The sequence below is a fragment of the Streptomyces sp. NPDC054047 genome (genome assembly GCF_055585065.1).
The window spans coordinates 554,254-569,810 of the sequence record NZ_JBVJKV010000004.1; the positions used below are offsets into that span (position 1 = coordinate 554,254).

Annotated in this window: 13 protein-coding genes and 3 pseudogenes; 5 read left to right on the forward strand and 11 right to left on the reverse strand. The window is 68.9% G+C overall.

All coding sequences use genetic code 11. From position 1 onward, the window contains the following. The first annotated feature begins 80 nt into the window (after positions 1-80). Entirely contained in the window at positions 81-674 is a 594-nt protein-coding gene (locus ACZ6ZP_RS19295; RefSeq protein WP_469407632.1) for a TetR/AcrR family transcriptional regulator, read from the forward strand. 568 nt (positions 675-1,242) lie between these two features. Here ACZ6ZP_RS19295 and ACZ6ZP_RS19300 read toward each other — a convergent pair. The 3 genes and pseudogenes from ACZ6ZP_RS19300 to ACZ6ZP_RS19310 form a co-directional block, all read right to left on the reverse strand. Then, the gene (locus ACZ6ZP_RS19300; protein WP_469407633.1) at positions 1,243-2,370 is read right to left on the reverse strand and encodes an AI-2E family transporter; all 1,128 of its coding nucleotides are present in this window, start codon (positions 2,368-2,370) and stop codon (positions 1,243-1,245) included. Positions 2,371-2,557: 187 nt separating this feature from the next. Next, positions 2,558-2,896 (reverse strand): annotated as a pseudogene (locus ACZ6ZP_RS19305) (alcohol dehydrogenase catalytic domain-containing protein); the annotation flags it as partial. Then, a pseudogene (locus ACZ6ZP_RS19310) lies at positions 2,889-3,053 on the reverse strand (tautomerase family protein); the annotation flags it as partial. The pseudogenes ACZ6ZP_RS19310 and ACZ6ZP_RS19305, both read right to left, overlap by 8 nt. 2 nt (positions 3,054-3,055) lie before the next feature. On the opposite strand from ACZ6ZP_RS19310, the gene ACZ6ZP_RS19315 reads away from it, so the two are divergent. Next, entirely contained in the window at positions 3,056-3,598 is a 543-nt protein-coding gene (locus ACZ6ZP_RS19315; RefSeq protein WP_469407634.1) for an Imm49 family immunity protein, read from the forward strand. A gap of 162 nt (positions 3,599-3,760) precedes the next feature. Here ACZ6ZP_RS19315 and ACZ6ZP_RS19320 read toward each other — a convergent pair whose 3' ends face one another. From ACZ6ZP_RS19320 to ACZ6ZP_RS19330, 3 genes are all read right to left on the reverse strand, one after another. Further along, a complete protein-coding gene (locus ACZ6ZP_RS19320; protein ID WP_351172950.1) occupies positions 3,761-4,165 on the reverse strand; it encodes an STAS domain-containing protein in 405 nt (134 codons plus the stop codon). Between the two features lie 110 nt (positions 4,166-4,275). Continuing rightward, positions 4,276-5,142 carry a SigB/SigF/SigG family RNA polymerase sigma factor gene (locus ACZ6ZP_RS19325; RefSeq protein ID WP_383825668.1) on the reverse strand — a complete coding sequence of 289 codons (867 nt, stop codon included), beginning with the start codon at positions 5,140-5,142 and terminating at the stop codon, positions 4,276-4,278. A 155-nt stretch (positions 5,143-5,297) separates the two neighbouring features. Next, entirely contained in the window at positions 5,298-5,687 is a 390-nt protein-coding gene (locus ACZ6ZP_RS19330; protein WP_469407635.1) for an ATP-binding protein, read from the reverse strand. Positions 5,688-6,382: 695 nt separating this feature from the next. Between ACZ6ZP_RS19330 and ACZ6ZP_RS19335 the strand changes: the two genes are divergently transcribed. Next, positions 6,383-6,793: a hypothetical protein gene (locus ACZ6ZP_RS19335; RefSeq protein ID WP_469407636.1), complete on the forward strand. Its 411-nt coding sequence runs from the start codon at positions 6,383-6,385 to the stop codon at positions 6,791-6,793. Positions 6,794-7,353: 560 nt separating this feature from the next. Here the strand turns inward: ACZ6ZP_RS19335 and ACZ6ZP_RS19340 are convergent. Together ACZ6ZP_RS19340 and ACZ6ZP_RS19345 are read right to left on the reverse strand one after the other, a co-directional pair. Next, positions 7,354-8,736: a tetratricopeptide repeat protein gene (locus ACZ6ZP_RS19340; RefSeq protein WP_469407637.1), complete on the reverse strand. Its 1,383-nt coding sequence runs from the start codon at positions 8,734-8,736 to the stop codon at positions 7,354-7,356. A 113-nt stretch (positions 8,737-8,849) separates the two neighbouring features. Next, positions 8,850-9,332 carry a MarR family winged helix-turn-helix transcriptional regulator gene (locus ACZ6ZP_RS19345; protein ID WP_399976758.1) on the reverse strand — a complete coding sequence of 161 codons (483 nt, stop codon included), beginning with the start codon at positions 9,330-9,332 and terminating at the stop codon, positions 8,850-8,852. Between the two features lie 86 nt (positions 9,333-9,418). Between ACZ6ZP_RS19345 and ACZ6ZP_RS19350 the strand changes: the two genes are divergently transcribed. Continuing rightward, complete coding sequence (locus ACZ6ZP_RS19350) at positions 9,419-10,303, forward strand: haloalkane dehalogenase (protein WP_469407639.1); 885 nt, start codon at positions 9,419-9,421, stop codon at positions 10,301-10,303. Between the two features lie 345 nt (positions 10,304-10,648). Here the strand turns inward: ACZ6ZP_RS19350 and ACZ6ZP_RS19355 are convergent, their stop codons facing one another. Both ACZ6ZP_RS19355 and ACZ6ZP_RS19360 read right to left on the reverse strand, forming a co-directional pair. After that, a complete protein-coding gene (locus tag ACZ6ZP_RS19355; protein ID WP_351172925.1) occupies positions 10,649-11,386 on the reverse strand; it encodes a D-Ala-D-Ala carboxypeptidase family metallohydrolase in 738 nt (245 codons plus the stop codon). A gap of 539 nt (positions 11,387-11,925) precedes the next feature. Then, the gene (locus ACZ6ZP_RS19360) at positions 11,926-12,345 is read right to left on the reverse strand and encodes an FKBP-type peptidyl-prolyl cis-trans isomerase (RefSeq protein WP_351172919.1); all 420 of its coding nucleotides are present in this window, start codon (positions 12,343-12,345) and stop codon (positions 11,926-11,928) included. Positions 12,346-12,675: 330 nt separating this feature from the next. Between ACZ6ZP_RS19360 and ACZ6ZP_RS19365 the strand changes: the two are divergent. Then, positions 12,676-13,206 (forward strand): annotated as a pseudogene (locus tag ACZ6ZP_RS19365) (transposase); the annotation flags it as partial. Positions 13,207-13,245: 39 nt separating this feature from the next. Here ACZ6ZP_RS19365 and ACZ6ZP_RS19370 read toward each other — a convergent pair. Continuing rightward, a complete protein-coding gene (locus tag ACZ6ZP_RS19370; protein ID WP_469407641.1) occupies positions 13,246-15,525 on the reverse strand; it encodes an MMPL family transporter in 2,280 nt (759 codons plus the stop codon). Positions 15,526-15,557 lie beyond the last annotated feature (32 nt).

The window sequence follows — 15,557 nt, forward strand, 5'->3', positions numbered from 1 at the left end:
CCTCACTGAAACGGGACACTGTCCCACTTACAATATGGGACACTGTCCCGGTTAACAAGTTCGCTGATGGAGGAGGCGCGGTGAGCGACAAGAGCCGTCGGGGCGCACAGCCGGCAGTCCGGGCCAAACGGGCGGACGCACGACGCAACGAAGAGGCGCTCCTCGACGCGGCCGCCACGGTCTTCGTCAGATCAGGGGTGGAGGCGCCGATCCGCGACATCGCTGCCGAGGCCGGTGTCGGGACAGCGACGATCTACCGCCACTTTCCCACCCGCGCGGATCTGATCGTCGCCGTCTACCGGCACCAGGTCGAGGCGCTCGCGCAGGCCGGCCCCGCGCTGCTCGCGGACAGCGCGACCGCGTACGCCGCGTTGGAGCGCTGGATCGACCTCTTCGTGGACTTCGTGGTCACCAAGCAGGGACTCGCCGCCGTACTGCAGTCCGACGACCCCTGCTTCGATCCGCTGCACGACTACTTCGTCGAGCGGCTGGTGCCGGTGTGCACTCAGCTGCTCGCCGCCGCGGGCGAATCGGGCGAGATCCGCCCCGGGCAGGACGCCCAGGAGCTCATGCGGGGCATCGGAGGGCTTTGCGCGAGCGCGGGCACGCACCACCGTTACGACGCACGCCACATGGTCGCGCTGCTCGTCACGGGGTTGCGCACCATCGAATGACGCCACTTCCGGGGACCGTGCACGGCCCGGTCTCCCGTGAGTCCGGGCCGTGCACGTCCACGTTGTTGCCAAGCTCGGCGATCGAGTGTCGGAACCTCACGGCTGGTGCCGGGTGGAAGCCGCAGCAGACGTGGCGCTGAGACGTGCAGGTCGTGCCGGTGCCGCGAGGTCACGGGTGGATACGACCCTGGTGAGCCGAGAGCGCTGGGCGACACGGCCACACAGGTCGGTAGGCCGACTCATGCGGTCGTCGTCCGGCCGGTACCGGCGATGCGGGCGTGCCGCTCCATGATCTGTCTCGCCGCCGGGGGCCTTCCGGCTCGTTGAATCGTGGACGAGGGGGGTGCGGCCGCCGAGCGGGGCGACTCCTGATCGCTCCAGCACACCTTGGACCATCGGGGTCGTATCGAACTCCGCCCCGATCGAAGGGTGTTTGCCCCAGGTGACGGACACCCCGGCGCAGCCAGCCAGCCAGCCAGCCAGCCAGCCAGCCAGCCAGCCAGCCAGCCAGCCAGCCAGCCCGTCCGCTCGGCGAGCACCTCTCTGCTGGACTCGAACCTACCGACCGTTACGACGAGAGCGCCGCATCCGGGTGTGCGTCGTCGGTCTCAGGCTCCTGTGGCGGGTCGCTGAGCTGCTCGCGCAGATAGTTCCAGACCACCGCGATCAGGGCGGCCGCCGGTACCGCGAGCAGGCTGCCCACGATGCCGGCCAAGCTCGCTCCCAAAGTGACCGCCAGCAGGACCACCGACGCATGCAGACCCAGCCCGCGGCTTTGGATGATCGGCTGGAACACGTTGCCCTCGAGTTGCTGCACCGCGACGATGATCGCCAGCACGATCAACGCGTCTGTCAGACCGTTGGACACCAGCGCGATGAGCACCGCTACCAAGCCGGCGAACAGGGCACCCACGATCGGCACGAACGCGGATACGAAGGTCAGCACCGCCAGCGGGAGGACGAGGGGCACACCCACGATCCACAGGCCCAGACCGATGAAGACCGCGTCGAGCAGGCCGACGAAGGCCTGGGAACGTACGAACGCGCCCAGAGTGTCCCAGCTGCGCGTCGCCACGATCGGGACGTCATGGGCGAGCCGCCCGGGGAGCTGGCGGGTGAGCCAGGGAAGGAATCGCGGACCGTCCTTGAGGAAGAAGAACATGAGGAAGAGCGCCAGGACCGCGGTGACCACACCGTTCAACACGGTGCTCACTCCCGTGAAGAGAGTGGTCACCATGCTGCCGACGCTGTCCTTGATTCGGGCGGTCGCCGAGTCGACTCCGTCCGAGATCTGGGCGTCGTCGATGTTCAGGGGCGGCCCGGCGGCCCACTCGCGCAGTTTCTCGATGCCTTCGGTCACGCCGTCGGACAGTTCGCCGGACTGGGACGCCACCGGCACCGCGATGAGCGCCACGACGCCCGCAGCGACCAGAAGGAACAGCACGGTCACCACCGAGGCGGCCAGGGCAGGAGGCCATCCGCGCCGGCGCAGGAAGTGGGCGAAGGGCCAGGTCAGTGTGGTCAGCAAGAGGCCCACTATGACCGGCCAGACGACCGACCACATCCGACCGAGTACCCACAGGGCCGCCGCGGCGGCCACAAGAACGAGGAGCAACTCGACGGAGACCCGTGCCGATCGGCGGAGCGCGGCGGCGGTTTTTGCGGAACTCAGCGTGTCTGGCAGGGGTGACGGCATGGGGGACACCCTATTGATACTCAGTCATATCTCTGACATCGCAGTCGGCGAAGGGTGATCCGACGGAGTTCTCGGCGGCCCGACCGCCCGACCGCCCGGTCTTCCGGCCGCCGGCTCAGTTCAGCGGTGTCCTCAAGGCTGGCCCGCTCCTGACCGGCAGAGGGAGGCGCAGGTACGGCGCCTCATCGCCCAGTACATGGATGTGGGGGACCGTGGTGCAGTGGGCGGTCAGTCCGGTGCGGCAGTGGTCGCAGCTGCCGCAGTTGATGGACCAGGGCACGACCACCAGGTCGCCGGGCGCCACGGTGGTCACGGCGTCGCCGATGTCGGTGACGCGGGCGACGCACTCGTGGCCGAGGGCGAACGGCGGGTCGATGAAGCTGTGTCCGGCCAGGATCGCCGTGTCGACGTCGCAGGAGGTCGCGGCCACCGGGGCGACGATCGCCTGCCCGGCGGACCGGAGTTGGGGGTCGGGGGCCTCGCGCCATTCGACCGAGTTCCGGGCGACGTAGGGCAGTTCACGCATCGGCCTGCTGCCCCTTCGCCAGGACGACGAGATCGGCGTGGCGGATGACGGAGCCGCCCGCGCCCCAAGTGCCGTCCGACTGCTCATGTACGAGGACCCACACCCGCAGTGCGTCGTCGGGGGAGAGGCCGGCCGCGGCCAGGACCGTCTTCGTCGCAGGTGGCCACCGCGAGGACCTGGCTGGACGCCTTCACGTTGGCTGTGAGCAGCGGCATGATCCGGGAACGGGACTTGGCCATCGGGCTGCTGCTGCGCGGCGACATCGCGCCTGACATCCGCAGCGGGGTGCCGCACTCGAAGCTGGAATCGAAGTCGGATCCAGGCGAGCTGGCGGAGATGGACGCCCTGTGCGGCTACCTCACCCAGGCTGAGGGCCATCTTCCCCGCCGCTGGCCGTCGGTAACGCTGTGCAGGCCGACTGCCGGCGAGCGCGCCGACACACAGCGGCCGCTGAATGCGCTCGAATCGCTGACGCCGGATCAGCGTCTGCTGTGCGTACTCCTGGAGGATGACCAGTCGGCCTTCGAGCAAACCCTGGAGCACCGGCTTGTCCAGCACCGGGAGAGCACAACCCTTCGATGCGCCGCCCCGAAGCCTCCTGCCGCACAAGACCGTCGCCCTGGCCGCACAGGCAGTCCAAGTGCATGGCTGGGACATGCGCGTCCACTCGGCCTTGCCACAGGCCATGCTGAGGGCCTCTGAAGGCGCGCCTTCGGTCAGTGGCTGAACCAGTGCGCTCACCGCCCTGTCGGCCTGCCAGTCGAAGGTTGGAACTCGAGCTGCGCATGCTGCGCTACGGCATGTGCGATCGACAGCTGAGCGGCACGGTGCGATCGATGTCTGTGCTGCCTGTCCCGACGGCGGTCAGATGCCGGCGGAAGGCTCTTGGCCCCTCGCCGCGGACGGGTCGGCTGCGCGAAGTCGCTGCAGCCCCTCGAGCGCGGTGTCGGCGAGGGGAAGGATCATGTCGGTTCCGGTGATGTGCAGCAGTCGTTGCACTGCCGACTGCAGGGGACCGGTAAACACGAGCGGCCTGGCTGCGGCAGTGTGGTCGGAGAAAGTGTGGAGGAGCTGGTTGAGGAAGGTGCTGTCGGCGAAGGTCACTTCCGACAAATCGATCAGCGTCGCGTCCGTCGACGGGTCGGACAGTACCTGCGCGAAGCTCACGGTGACGTCGGCGAGATGCTCCAGGTCCACGTCACCGAACGGAGTGATCACCGCCACACGTTCCTGCTGGTCAAGACGCACGTTCCCGCTGCCTGATGTCATGCACAGCACCCTTACACATGGCGTGCTCCGAACGCACCCCACCCTCCGGTCCGCACGGGACCACAGGGTGGGGGCAGCTGAGGAGAACGCGGCGAGCTGTGCCGCCGGGCCTAGTTGGTGGTCATCAGGCCGGTGCGGAGCTTGGCCACGACGCGGGTGATCAGCCGGGAGACGTGCATCTGCGAGACACCCAGTGCTTCACCGATCTGTGCCTGGGTCTGCTCCTCGACGAACCGCAGGTGGATCAGCGTGCGCTCACGATCGTCCAGGTCGGCGATGAGCGGGGCCAGGGAGTTGAAGTTGTCGATGAGCTCGTAGGAGTCCTCTTCGAAGCCGATGAAATCGGCCAGCGCGGTGTCGGATTCGTCGCTTCCGTTGGTCACCGCGGCGTCCAGAGAAGAGGCGTTGTAGCCGTTGGACGCCATCTGGGCCTGGGCGACCTCGGCCGGCTCCAGCTGCATCAACTCCGCCAGCTCGGCCGTGGAGGGGTTGCGGCCCAGGCGGGTGCGCAGTTCTTCGCTGGCCTTGGACAGTTCGATACGGGCTTCCTGCAGGCGCCGCGGCACGTGCACGGCCCAGCTGGTGTCGCGGAAGAACCGCTTGATCTCCCCCGTGATGTAGGGGACGGCGAAGGTGGCGAACTCGACCTCGCGGGTCAGCTCGAAGCGGTCGATCGCCTTGATCAGGCCGATCGTGCCGACCTGAACGATGTCCTCCATCTCCTCCTGGCCGCGGTGGCGGAACCGTGAGGCGGCGTACTGCACGAGGGAGAGGTTCATCTCTATCAGGCAGTTGCGCACGTACTGGTACTCGTGCGTGCCCTCCTCCAGCTGGGTCAGCCGGTGGAAGAACCTCTTGCCGATCTCCCGAGCATCCTTCGGCGCTATGGAAGAGGGGTCGGCGTAAGCACGCTCGACGAGTTCCTCCCGAGCTTGAGCGGCCGTGGTCGTGGTCGTCTCCTGCGTCGTCACGGTCATCATGCGCCCCGCCTCTGGTAGTTCCGAGCTTGCTTGCCGCTAACGGTGCTGGCCCGAGTACCCGGCAAGGAGACAGTCATGCATGCGACAAGACCGAGTGATTATTTTGGGTGTCCGGTGACGTTCACGTGTCCGGAGACGAGTGAACGGCGGCGTTACGGCAGAGCCAGGGCGACGGTGACGGTCTTACCGCCGGGCTGGATGTCAACGGAGACGTACGAGGCGAGGCGCTGAGTGATCATCCAGCCGAAGCCGCCGGGCAGTCCGGGGTTGGGGCGAACGAGGTGAGGCGGCGTCGTGCTGCGGTCGCTCACCTGTACCAACAAGGCTCCATTCTCGATGCGGGCATGGAACCGGGTGAGCCCGCCGCCGTGCAGGATCGCGTTGGACGCCAACTCACTGGCCACCAGCAGGGCATCATCACGAAAATGCCTGGCCTGGTCCGAAGGCATGGCCCGGCAGGCGGGGGCCAGGACTGCCCTGACCTCGGCGCGCGCGTCGTGGCACGCCATCTCCTGGATCTCGGGTGCCGCGTACGTGGTCATGAAGACCTCAGCCCCTCTCTGCCTCATTCTGAGAACGTCAATCGGGAAGTGCACTGTCGCTCTATTCCGTCTGCCCGACCCGCCGCATACGACACTTCTTCCACCAGCCCGAGGAGTGCCAAGGTTACCCAGCGGGAAGACGCCACCAGGGACACACTGCCAATACTGATCTTCTTTGCTGTGTTCTGCCTTCCGCGTACGGCACTCGAGAACGCATCGGTATCGATCCGACGCACTCCCCGCACAATGTTGATGTGCTGCTTCAGCCCGCCGAGTTGGCGAACGGGAAACCCGTCGGGACGATGGGCCACTCCGTTCATCGCCTGCCTGGCGACGTTGCGCAGCCGGTGACCGACGCGTTGCGCAGCCAGGTCTTCGGGGCCGCCGAAGTCCTCGTCGGCGCGAGACCGGGCAGATCCAAGACGCTCAGCCTCTGCTGCCCGAAGGGCACCTCGCGCGAGGACCGATCCAGGGAGAGCCTCGACCCCTCGCGTCCCGGCCGTCGCCGGCAAGGCATGTCCGCCCAGCGGCGCACCCACACTCCTCCGCCCAGCACTCCCAAGTCAGCGGGGGTGCCATCGGAGGCACGCCCGCTCACGTGGCAGGAACCCGCGGGCTCCTACGGCGTGCGCTGAGCCTGGCCGAGTCCGCTACCCAACCGTTGTTCTCGAACCAGGCCGCATACCCTCGGCTGCGTGCCTCGCCATTCGAAGAAACCCCGCCAACTGGTCGCCGACGGGCGCGTGTACATGTGGACGCTGCGCCACCGTCACCAAAGGGACCACGACGGCCGGGCCGTGGACTGCCGCCAGATTCTCACCCTGTCCCCGCAGCCGGCCGGCACCGGCGGCCCGTTGCGCATTGTCTTTGCCGACGGGCCCGGCCGGTATGTCCCGGGCGGTGCCCCGTTCGGGTCCGGGGACGTGGGCCTCACTCAAGGCGCAGACCTGAACCTGCATGAGCCGGGCGCCGTCCGGGCGTTGCTCGACGTGGCGCTGGACCGTGGATGGCAGCCGGCGGAGCGGCGGGTGGTGGAGATCGACGGCTGGCAGCTGCTGGAGGCGGCAGCCGCCGTGCAAGCCGGGGACGGCCCAAGGGGCCCGTAGGGACTGGCTCCTCTTTCCATCCGGAATCTCTCGAGAGGAATTCGACCTCTGGCGAAAGCATTACTGGAATGACCGCGCGAAAGAATACGTGGAGAGCCGTGATGGGAACTAGGGAAGCGGAGCAGTCCGTAGTCAGCGCTTCGATTGATCGCCCGTTCGCATCCCTGCATTCAGTGGCTTGGGAAGACGCTGGGAGACGGCATTCCTGCCGCTGTGCACGCGGGCTGCAACTCGTTCTCTACGGCCAGTTCCCTCGTGATCCGCTGATGGCCCCCGAACTGCTCATGGCTGATTCCCTCGTGCTCGCCAGTGGGCCAGGCTGCGGCGGGTGGCGAAGGTGTCGGGGTGGTCGTCACCTAGCACCCGCGCCAGGTGCGGCGCCAGCTCGGTGTAAGCCTTCGCGGCGCCCGCCGTGTCCCCCGCCACGCCCTGCCAGTTGGCCAGTTCCCGGCGGACGATGAGGGTCTCGTAGTGATCTGCGCCAAGCGCCCTGCGGCAGTCGGGTGGAAGATCGGCGAACGCTTCGACTGCACCTCTGGCATTCCCAGTTGCCCCGAGTGTCAGGGCCATCTCTCGGCGCGTGATGATGGTGTCGTTGTGATCCGGACCGAGCACCCGCAGGCAGTCGGGCAGTAGTTCCGTAAGTGCGGCGGCCGCGCCGGCCGCATCTCCGGCGTCCCTTTGAAATCGGGCGAGCAGCCGGCGCGTGATGAGCGTGTTGATGTCGTTCGGGCCGAGTACCCGCAGGCAGTCGGGCAGCAGATTGGCGAGAATCGTCGCCGCTTCTCCGCATCGCCATCCACACCTCGCCAGCGGGCGACTTCCCGGCGCGTGGCGAGGGTGTCGGGATGGTGAGGGCCGAGCACGCGGTCCCGGTCGGCGAGCAGCTCGGCGAATGCGATCGCTGCGCCAGCTGCATCTCCGGAAATCGCCTGCAGTCGGGCCATCGTCCATCGTGTGGTGAGGGTGTCGGGGTGGTCGGGACCCAGTACCCGTAAGCAGTCGGACAGCAGATCGGCAAGGATCGTGGCCGATCCCGTCAAGTCCCATGTGACCCTCCGCCAGCGGGCGAGTTCTCTGCGCGGGGCGAGTGTGTCGGGGTGGTCGGGACCGAGTACCCGTACCCGGTCGGGCAACAGATCGGCGACGGCCTCGGCCGCCCCCGCCGCATCCCCGGCAAATCCCTGCCAGTGGGCGAGCTGCCCCCGGGCAGTGAGCGTCTTGGGGTGGTCGGCGCCCAGGTTGGAGGTGACCGTGTCCACCAGGTGCTGGAAGTAGGTGGCGGCAGCGCCGACCTGACCGCTGCCGCCGAGGCTCTCACCGAGGAGATACAGCACCTCATGGGCGTCTGGCCGGCACAAGGTGCCCTCGGTGATGCGGATGAGGGCTTGGGTGTTGGCGCGCAGGGCCTGAGCGAGGACGGTGTCGCGTTCGACGGCGGGCCAGGCGGTCTGGAGGGCGTCGGCGGCGGTGCGGGCGTACTGGTGGTGCTGGTCGGGGGTGAGGGTGTCGCGGACGGCCCGCTGGATGAGCTGGTGGACGCGGACGGCTTGGTGGGGGGTCTCCGGGGTGTGGTCGATGAGGTTGAGCCGGTACAGGGCGCGTAGCGCGCGTACCGCATCGGGGCGGGAGACGGGGGTCCGTTCCGCGGTGGGGCTGGTGGCGGCGCGGTGTGAGGCGAGGTGTGCGCGGGCTGGTCCGCCGGTCAGCACGTCCTGGGGGATGCCGTTGCCGTCGAGCAGGGCGGCCAGCTGGAGCAGGGGCCGGGCCAGGCCGGCCGGGTGGAAGGTGTCGGTGGCCGCCCGCCAGTTGAGTTCCCAGTCGGGACGGTAGCCGCGAGCTCCCCATCCGCCCGGCCGCTTGGCGGGGATGCTGCTTCCGGCCTGCTGCGCTTCGCGGGCCGGGTGGGTGGGCCCTGGACCCCAGGTCGTGTTCATGGCCATGTCGGGCGGTCCTAGAGGCGGTGCAGCCCCCGTGAAGTCGTGCCCCTGCGGGGTGGCATCTCTCGATGTGCTTCCCCGAGTCGGAGCTCGACGCCCAACGGTACGCGCCTTGCTCACATGCTCTTGCCGTGGTGATCCACAAGAGCAGAGAGAAGGCGGGCCAACTGCTCGCGCTCCGGCCGAGTCAGGGGCGCCAGCACCTCGTCATCCGCATCGGTCAGCAGTCGGTCCAGCCTCAGTAGGTGTCGGTGGCCCTGTTCGGTGAGGGTGACGATGTTCCGCCGGCGATCGGCAGGGTCGGGTGAGCGTTCCACCAGCCCCCGGCCGGCCAGCTCGTTGACCACCGCGACAACGTCACTGCGGTGGATCCGCGTTCGGCGGCTCAGTTCCGCCTGGCTGGCGGATCCGAACTCCTCCAGGGTGGCGAGTACCGCGTAATGCCACTTGCGGGCATCCGCGCGCGCCAGCTCCTCGTTCACCAGGCGATCCGACTGGATCGCGGCCAGCGACAGGAGCCGGGTCACCAGATTCCGCAGCCGTGCGGCAGAGGCCTGCCCGCCGCTCGAGCTCGTCGCGTCGGCCGTGCCGTTATTCATGGGCCCATCGTACGTTGCGTTAGTCCCACTAACAAACTACCGTCGACGCCAATAGCGTTAGTGCCACCAACGACTTGGGGATGGTCATGCCACAGACGAACGTGCTGGACTCGACGCTGTACTACGAGGAGGTCGGCCACGGCACTCCCTTCGTCTTTCTGCACGGCAACCCCGGCTCATCCCACCTGTGGCGCAAGGTGCTGCCCGCAGTGGACCTTCCCGCCCGCCTGCTCGCCCCCGATCTGATCGGCATGGGCCGCTCCGGCAAGCCCGACGTGCCGTACCGATTCGCCGATCACGCCCGCTATCTGGACAGCTGGTTCGACCGGCTGGGTCTGGAGGAGGTGGTGCTCGTCGGTCACGACTGGGGCGGAGCACTCGCCTTCGACTGGGCGACCCGCCATTCCGACCGAGTCCGCGGCATAGCCTTCTTCGAGACCATCGTGCGGCCGATGTCCTGGAGCGAACTGGGCGAAGGACCGCGCTCGCGCGCCCAGGCCATGCGCGGGCCACAGGGCGAGGCGCTGGCGCTGGACGAGAACGTCTTCCTGGAGTCAGCCTTCACCGGCGGGGTGCTGAATCCGGTGAGCGAGGGGGACATGAGGTCCTACCGGGCGCCGTACCCGACGCGGGAGAGCCGTCGCCCGGTGCTGCAATGGGCACGCTCGCTGCCGCTGGACGGGGAGCCGAGCGACGTCGCCGAACGGGTCGACCAGTACGGCACATGGCTCGCGAGCAGCGAGGAGGTCCCCAAACTGCTGCTCACCTTCGACTCCTCGCCCACCTTGCTGATCGGCAAGGACATGGCCGATTGGTGTGCGGCGAACATCGCCGCGCTGGAGACCGAGCACTGTGGCCCCGCCGGTCACCATGCACCCGAGGACCAGCCCCAGGCCATCGCCGACGCGATCGGCGCTTGGGCGCGGCGGCAGGCCCTGACCGGCGACCGGGATGCGGGCGCAGCGCGCTGATGCCGTCTGCGAGCCGGCGTCCGCGCCTGCGAGTTGGCGTCCGGCCGTGGAGCCAGGCGGAGGCGGGCGGAGTGCCGCTAGCCGCCGCCTACCTTCGTCGCCGGGCCCGGGCCCGGGCCCGGGCCCGAGCCCGAGCCGTGCTCGGTGACGAAGATAAGCGGCGCCGGGGTGCGAATGATTTCCTGCGGTCGTGGGCCTGCTTTGCCCCAGTGGTGGGCACGCCTCAGCGCGCCTCTCGCGCATCCGGCGGCTGGGTTTTCGCCCATGTCAGAGAACGGGGCCGATCCTGCCCAGAGTTGACTCGAAAGTGCCCTCTGGGTGGGGCAGGGGTGCCCGCCGGTGCGTTCAGATGCCGCAGGCCGATGCCGACCAGAAGCGGCTTGCGCGGTGATCGAGGTGGGTGTGGTCGCTGTGGCCCGGGTAGCCGGGGCCGAGGATTCCGTTGAAGCCGTGATTGCGGGCCTGCTGGGCGAGGCGGCACAGCGAGTGAGGGCCCGCGCCGAGGTCGGCCGCATCGCCGTACAGGTGGCGGCTGCCGGCTGCTCCGCCGACCGCGTCGTTGCAGGCATGCGAGCGGAAGCCGCTGGTCACGCGAAGGGGCTGGTCGCCCAGGGCGTGTCGCAGAGCCTCGAGTTTCCACATGGTGCGCAGCGCGTTGGCTTTCGCGGTGCTTGCGCTCACCGCGCCTCCCGCCCAGGTGGAGTTGCAGGTGTTGAGTTCGGCGTAGGTGAAGTGGATCGGTGTGCAGTCGTTGTCCTGCAGGGCGTAGATCTTGCTGAAGGTCGCCGGGCCGGCAACGCCGTCGGCGGCCAGTCCGTAAGCCGTCTGGAACCGCTTGACCGCGGCAGTGGTCGCCGGCCCGTAGGCGCCGTCGATCGCGAGCGCGCCGCCGCTGCCGGCGTGGCCTGCCACACGTATCTGCAAGTGCGTTACGTCGGCACCCGAGGCCCCTTGGGACAGGGTGCGCGACCACGTGTAGCAGCCGTCGGCCTGAGCGGTTCCCGTGGACGCCACGAGGCCACCCAAGGTGGCGGCAATGAGCATGACAACTGAGAGGGCGAGTCGTGCGGTGCGTCTGATCATCAGGGCACTCCATGAGAAGCGGGGGAGGGGAGGTACGCACGTGCATGGCGAGCCTGGCGGGATGGGCGGCGCACGTCAACGGGATGTGAACGGCCGTCATTTGTCGAACCATTGGCGATCGATGGTCTGGATGACGGAGCACCAGATCGAGCGTGCTCACCGCGACCGTTTCACTCGCGCCGGCAGCGCCGAGAAAGCACTGCGTCAGCACGGCGACTTCCCCACCAGAACATCACCGCGTACGCCGTGAAGCCGTCAGCCCGGCTGGTTGCCGCCACACGCCCCCTCCCACACCCGGCCCCCGCACCGGGCTGCTCGTGGGCCGGCGGGGCCGCCAAGGTTGCGCCCCGCACGGCGACGGTGAGGTACGGGCAGCCGTGAAACAGGCGCAGAGGCGCCGGCATCCAGCGCCCCTGTGCCTTTGCCCGCTCGACCGACGGCGTCTTCAGCTCGAAGGGGGCCCCGAGCGGATGACCGGGGTTGCTCACACCGGAACGCCAAGAACGCCAAGAACGCTAGGAGCGCCAAGGGCGCCAGGTTCAGGCCGAGCCGGTCGAGCCGGGCCGCGCTGCGGCGGTCCCGTCCACGACCGAGAGCAGGTCCACGACGAAGATCAGCGTCGAGCCCGCCGGGATCAACGCAGAGGGCGACTGCCTGCCGTAACCGAGACGCGGCGGAACGATGATCTCGCGCCGGCCGCCCACCTTCATTCCCCGCACTCCCCGGTCCCAGCCCTTGATGGCCCTGCCACCGCCCACGGCGAACTTGAATGGCCGGTCCTCCTCCCAGGAGGAGTCGAACTCCCTTCCGGACGCGAAGGTGACTCCTACGTAGTGAACTCGGATGACCCTGCCCGGCTGAGCCTCGGGTCCGTCTCCCACCACGAGGTCCCGGGTCGTCAGCTCGGTGGGCGCGTCACCCGCCGGAACCTCGATTGTGGGCTTCGTCAGTTCGCTCATCACGGTCCCATCGTTCGCCACCGGAGTCCCTCTCACGGGCTGGCCGACCACATGGACATTCCATGCGTCAGGCGATCACGCTACCGGCAATATCGACGCCACCGACGCGGATGGTGCCCACTCCTGATCACAGTCGAGGTCCATGACGGAACCGACTGGCCCCCGTCCCACGAACAGCTGATTCACGGCTCTGCGCGGCATCGCTGATCGCCTCACCTGCAACGGAGCGATCACCGGGACCGGCACCGAGTCCTGGCTATATGGGCCAGGCCAGAATCAATTTGCGGGATGTGCCTTCGTGGCACGGTCCGGTCCGATAGACGGTCTTGCGTGACGCGGGTGCAACTGACCGCTCCGGATTGGGAGTTCATCGATCCGTACCTGCCGATCGGCGAGTACGGCCCGTACCCCGAGCGACTGCGGCAGCAGTTCGAGGGCGTGATCTGGCGGTTCAAGACGGGGCGGGCAGTGGCGGGAGATGCCGACGGAGTTCGGCGTCTGGGCGACCGTCCACAACCGCCTCCGGCAATGGCGGGACGCCGGCGTCTTCGAGGCCTTGCTGGAGGGCCTGATCACGGAAGCCGCGAAGCGGGGTGAGGTGGACCTGTCCCTGGTCGGCATCGACTCCACCACCGCCAGAGCCCACCACGACGCGGCCCTGATGCACCTTGACGAGGACGTCCTCGCCGCCCTGGAGATAGCCGCGGCCGAGGAGAAGAAGGCCGGGTCAAAGGGGGCGGCCTCGAAGAGCAAAACGGGCAAGAGACCGAAAGTGATCCCGCGCTGGAAGAGCGACGACGCATGCGGCGTCGGCGGAAACTCCGGCTGAAGGCTGCCCTCCTCGGACGTTCCAGAGGCGGGCGCTGAGGTGCCGGACGCCAAGGGCGGGCAGGAGTTGAGTCAACGGTCGACCAGCCGTGGACGCGGGGCCTCACCCGTGGATTCGGCGTCGGTTTCGTCGGTGTCGTCGGTGCCGACCGGGCCGCGGGGAAGCATCCGGTCCAGCCACTTCGGCAGCCACCAGTTGGTCCGGCCGAGGAGTGTCATGGTCGCCGGTACCAGCACCATGCGTACGACCGTGGCGTCGATGAAGATCGCGGTGGCCAGGCCGAGCCCGAACATTTTGGTGGAGGGGTCCTCGGCGACGGCGAAGGACAGGAAGACCGCCACCATGATGAGGGCGGCCGAGGTGATGATCCGGGCGGTGCGCGAGATGCCCTCGACGATCGCTGTGCCGTTGTCGCCGGTGCGCAGGTACTCCTCGCGTACGCGGGAGAGGAGGAACACCTCGTAGTCCATCGACAGGCCGAACAGGATGGCGAAGAGGAACATCGGGATGAACGACACGATCGGAACCGTCGATTCCAGCCCGATGAGTGCGCCTCCCCAGCCCCACTGGAAGACCGCGACCATGATGCCGTAGGCCGCGCCGATGCTCAGCAGATTCAGCAGTACCGCCTTGAGCGGTACGAGTATCGAGCGGAAGACCAGCATCAGCAGCAGGAACGACATCGCCAGCACGGCGGCGACGAACACCGGCAGGCGTTGGCTGGTGCGTTGGCCCACATCGGACAGGCTCGCGGCGGCGCCACCGACGTGGGCCCTGGCCGGACCGTGCTCGATCGCCGTGGGCAGCACGTCGGTGCGCAGCCGGGCGATGGTGTCGGCCGTGGCCTTGTCCTGAGGGCTGGTGGTCGGGAATACCACGAGGGTCGCGATGCCGGTGGCCCGATCGATGTGCGTCGGCCCGACGGATGCGATGCCCCGATCCGTCGCGACCGCCCCGACGAGTCGGTCCAGCACTCCCGGATCACCGGCGGGGTCCGCGGCGATGACGAGGGGACCGTTGGTACCCGGGCCGAACCCCTCGGCGACGAGGTCGTAGGCCCGGCGCTCGGTACGGCTGTGGGGCAGTGAGCCGTCGTCCGGCAGGCCGACGCGCAGGCCGAGCACGGGCAGCGTCGCGGTCAGCAGCAGCCCCGCCGCGCCGACCGCGTACGGCACCGGGTGCCGGCTGACGTGCCCGATCCAGCGACGCCACCCGGCGGCGTGGGCGGCGCCTGCCGCCGGGTCCCGCCGCCGTGCGAGTCGGCCCGGCTTCCTGGTCCGCAGAGCCCGGCCGATCCGGCCGACCCGGGCCAGGCGTGGGCCGGCGGCGCCGAGGAAGGCCGGCAGCAGCGTCACCGACGCGAGCACCATGATCAGGACGACGATCGAGACGGCGAACCCGCCCACCGTCATGAACGGCACGTTCGCGACCGCCAGGCCGAGGATCGATACGACGACGGTGCCGCCGGCGAAGACCACGGGCCTCCCCGCCGTGGCCACCGCTCGCCCCGCCGCCTCGCGGGGATCGAGCCCGCGCGCGAGGTACTCCCGGTGCCTGGCGAGCACGAACAGCGCGTAGTCGATGCCCACTCCGAGCCCGACCATGCTGCCCAGGACCGGTGCGAAGGTGGGGACCTCTGTCACCCCCGCCAGTACCGTCATCGTGGCGACCCCGACGGTCAGCCCGAAGACCGCCATGCCGATCGGCAGCGCGGCAGCGACGAGCGAACCGAACGCCAGGAACAGGATCGCGGCCGCGGCGAGGAGGCCGATCAGCTCGCTCACGCCGCCGTCGGCGTTGGAGAAGGCGTAGAAGAGGTTCCCGCCCATCTCGATGCGCAGGGGCAGTTCGGCGCGCAGCCGGTCGCCGAGATCGACGAGGGCGTCGAGGTCTTCGGCCGACAGCCGGCTCTGGTCGGGGTACTGCACCCGGACGACCGCGATCCGCCCGTCGGCCGAAACGAGGCCGCCGCGCACGGCGGTGTCCCCGCCCGCGTCGAGCGCCCCCGCCGGGTCGCTCGTGCCGAGCACGTGCGGCAGCCGCTTCACCTCGGCCTGCAGCCGCGTGAGAGAGGTACGCGCGCCGTCGTCGTCGAAGAACGTCGCACCGTCGTCGAGGGGGGTGACGACCACTTGGGCGGTCATCCCCTCCTGGCCGGTGCCTGCCCGCTCGATCAGTTCCGCGGCCCGTCGGGAGTCCAGTCCCGGAGCGGTCATCGAGTCCGCGGTCCGCCCGCCGAAGGCGACGGCGGCGAGGACGGCGAGCGTGGCGGCGATCAGCCATGCTGCGATCACCCGCCAGGGATGGCGGGCGGCGCTTGCGCCCAGGCGCAACAGGGCTTTCGAGAGCATCGGGTCCTCCAACCACCTCGTCGGCCGTCCTT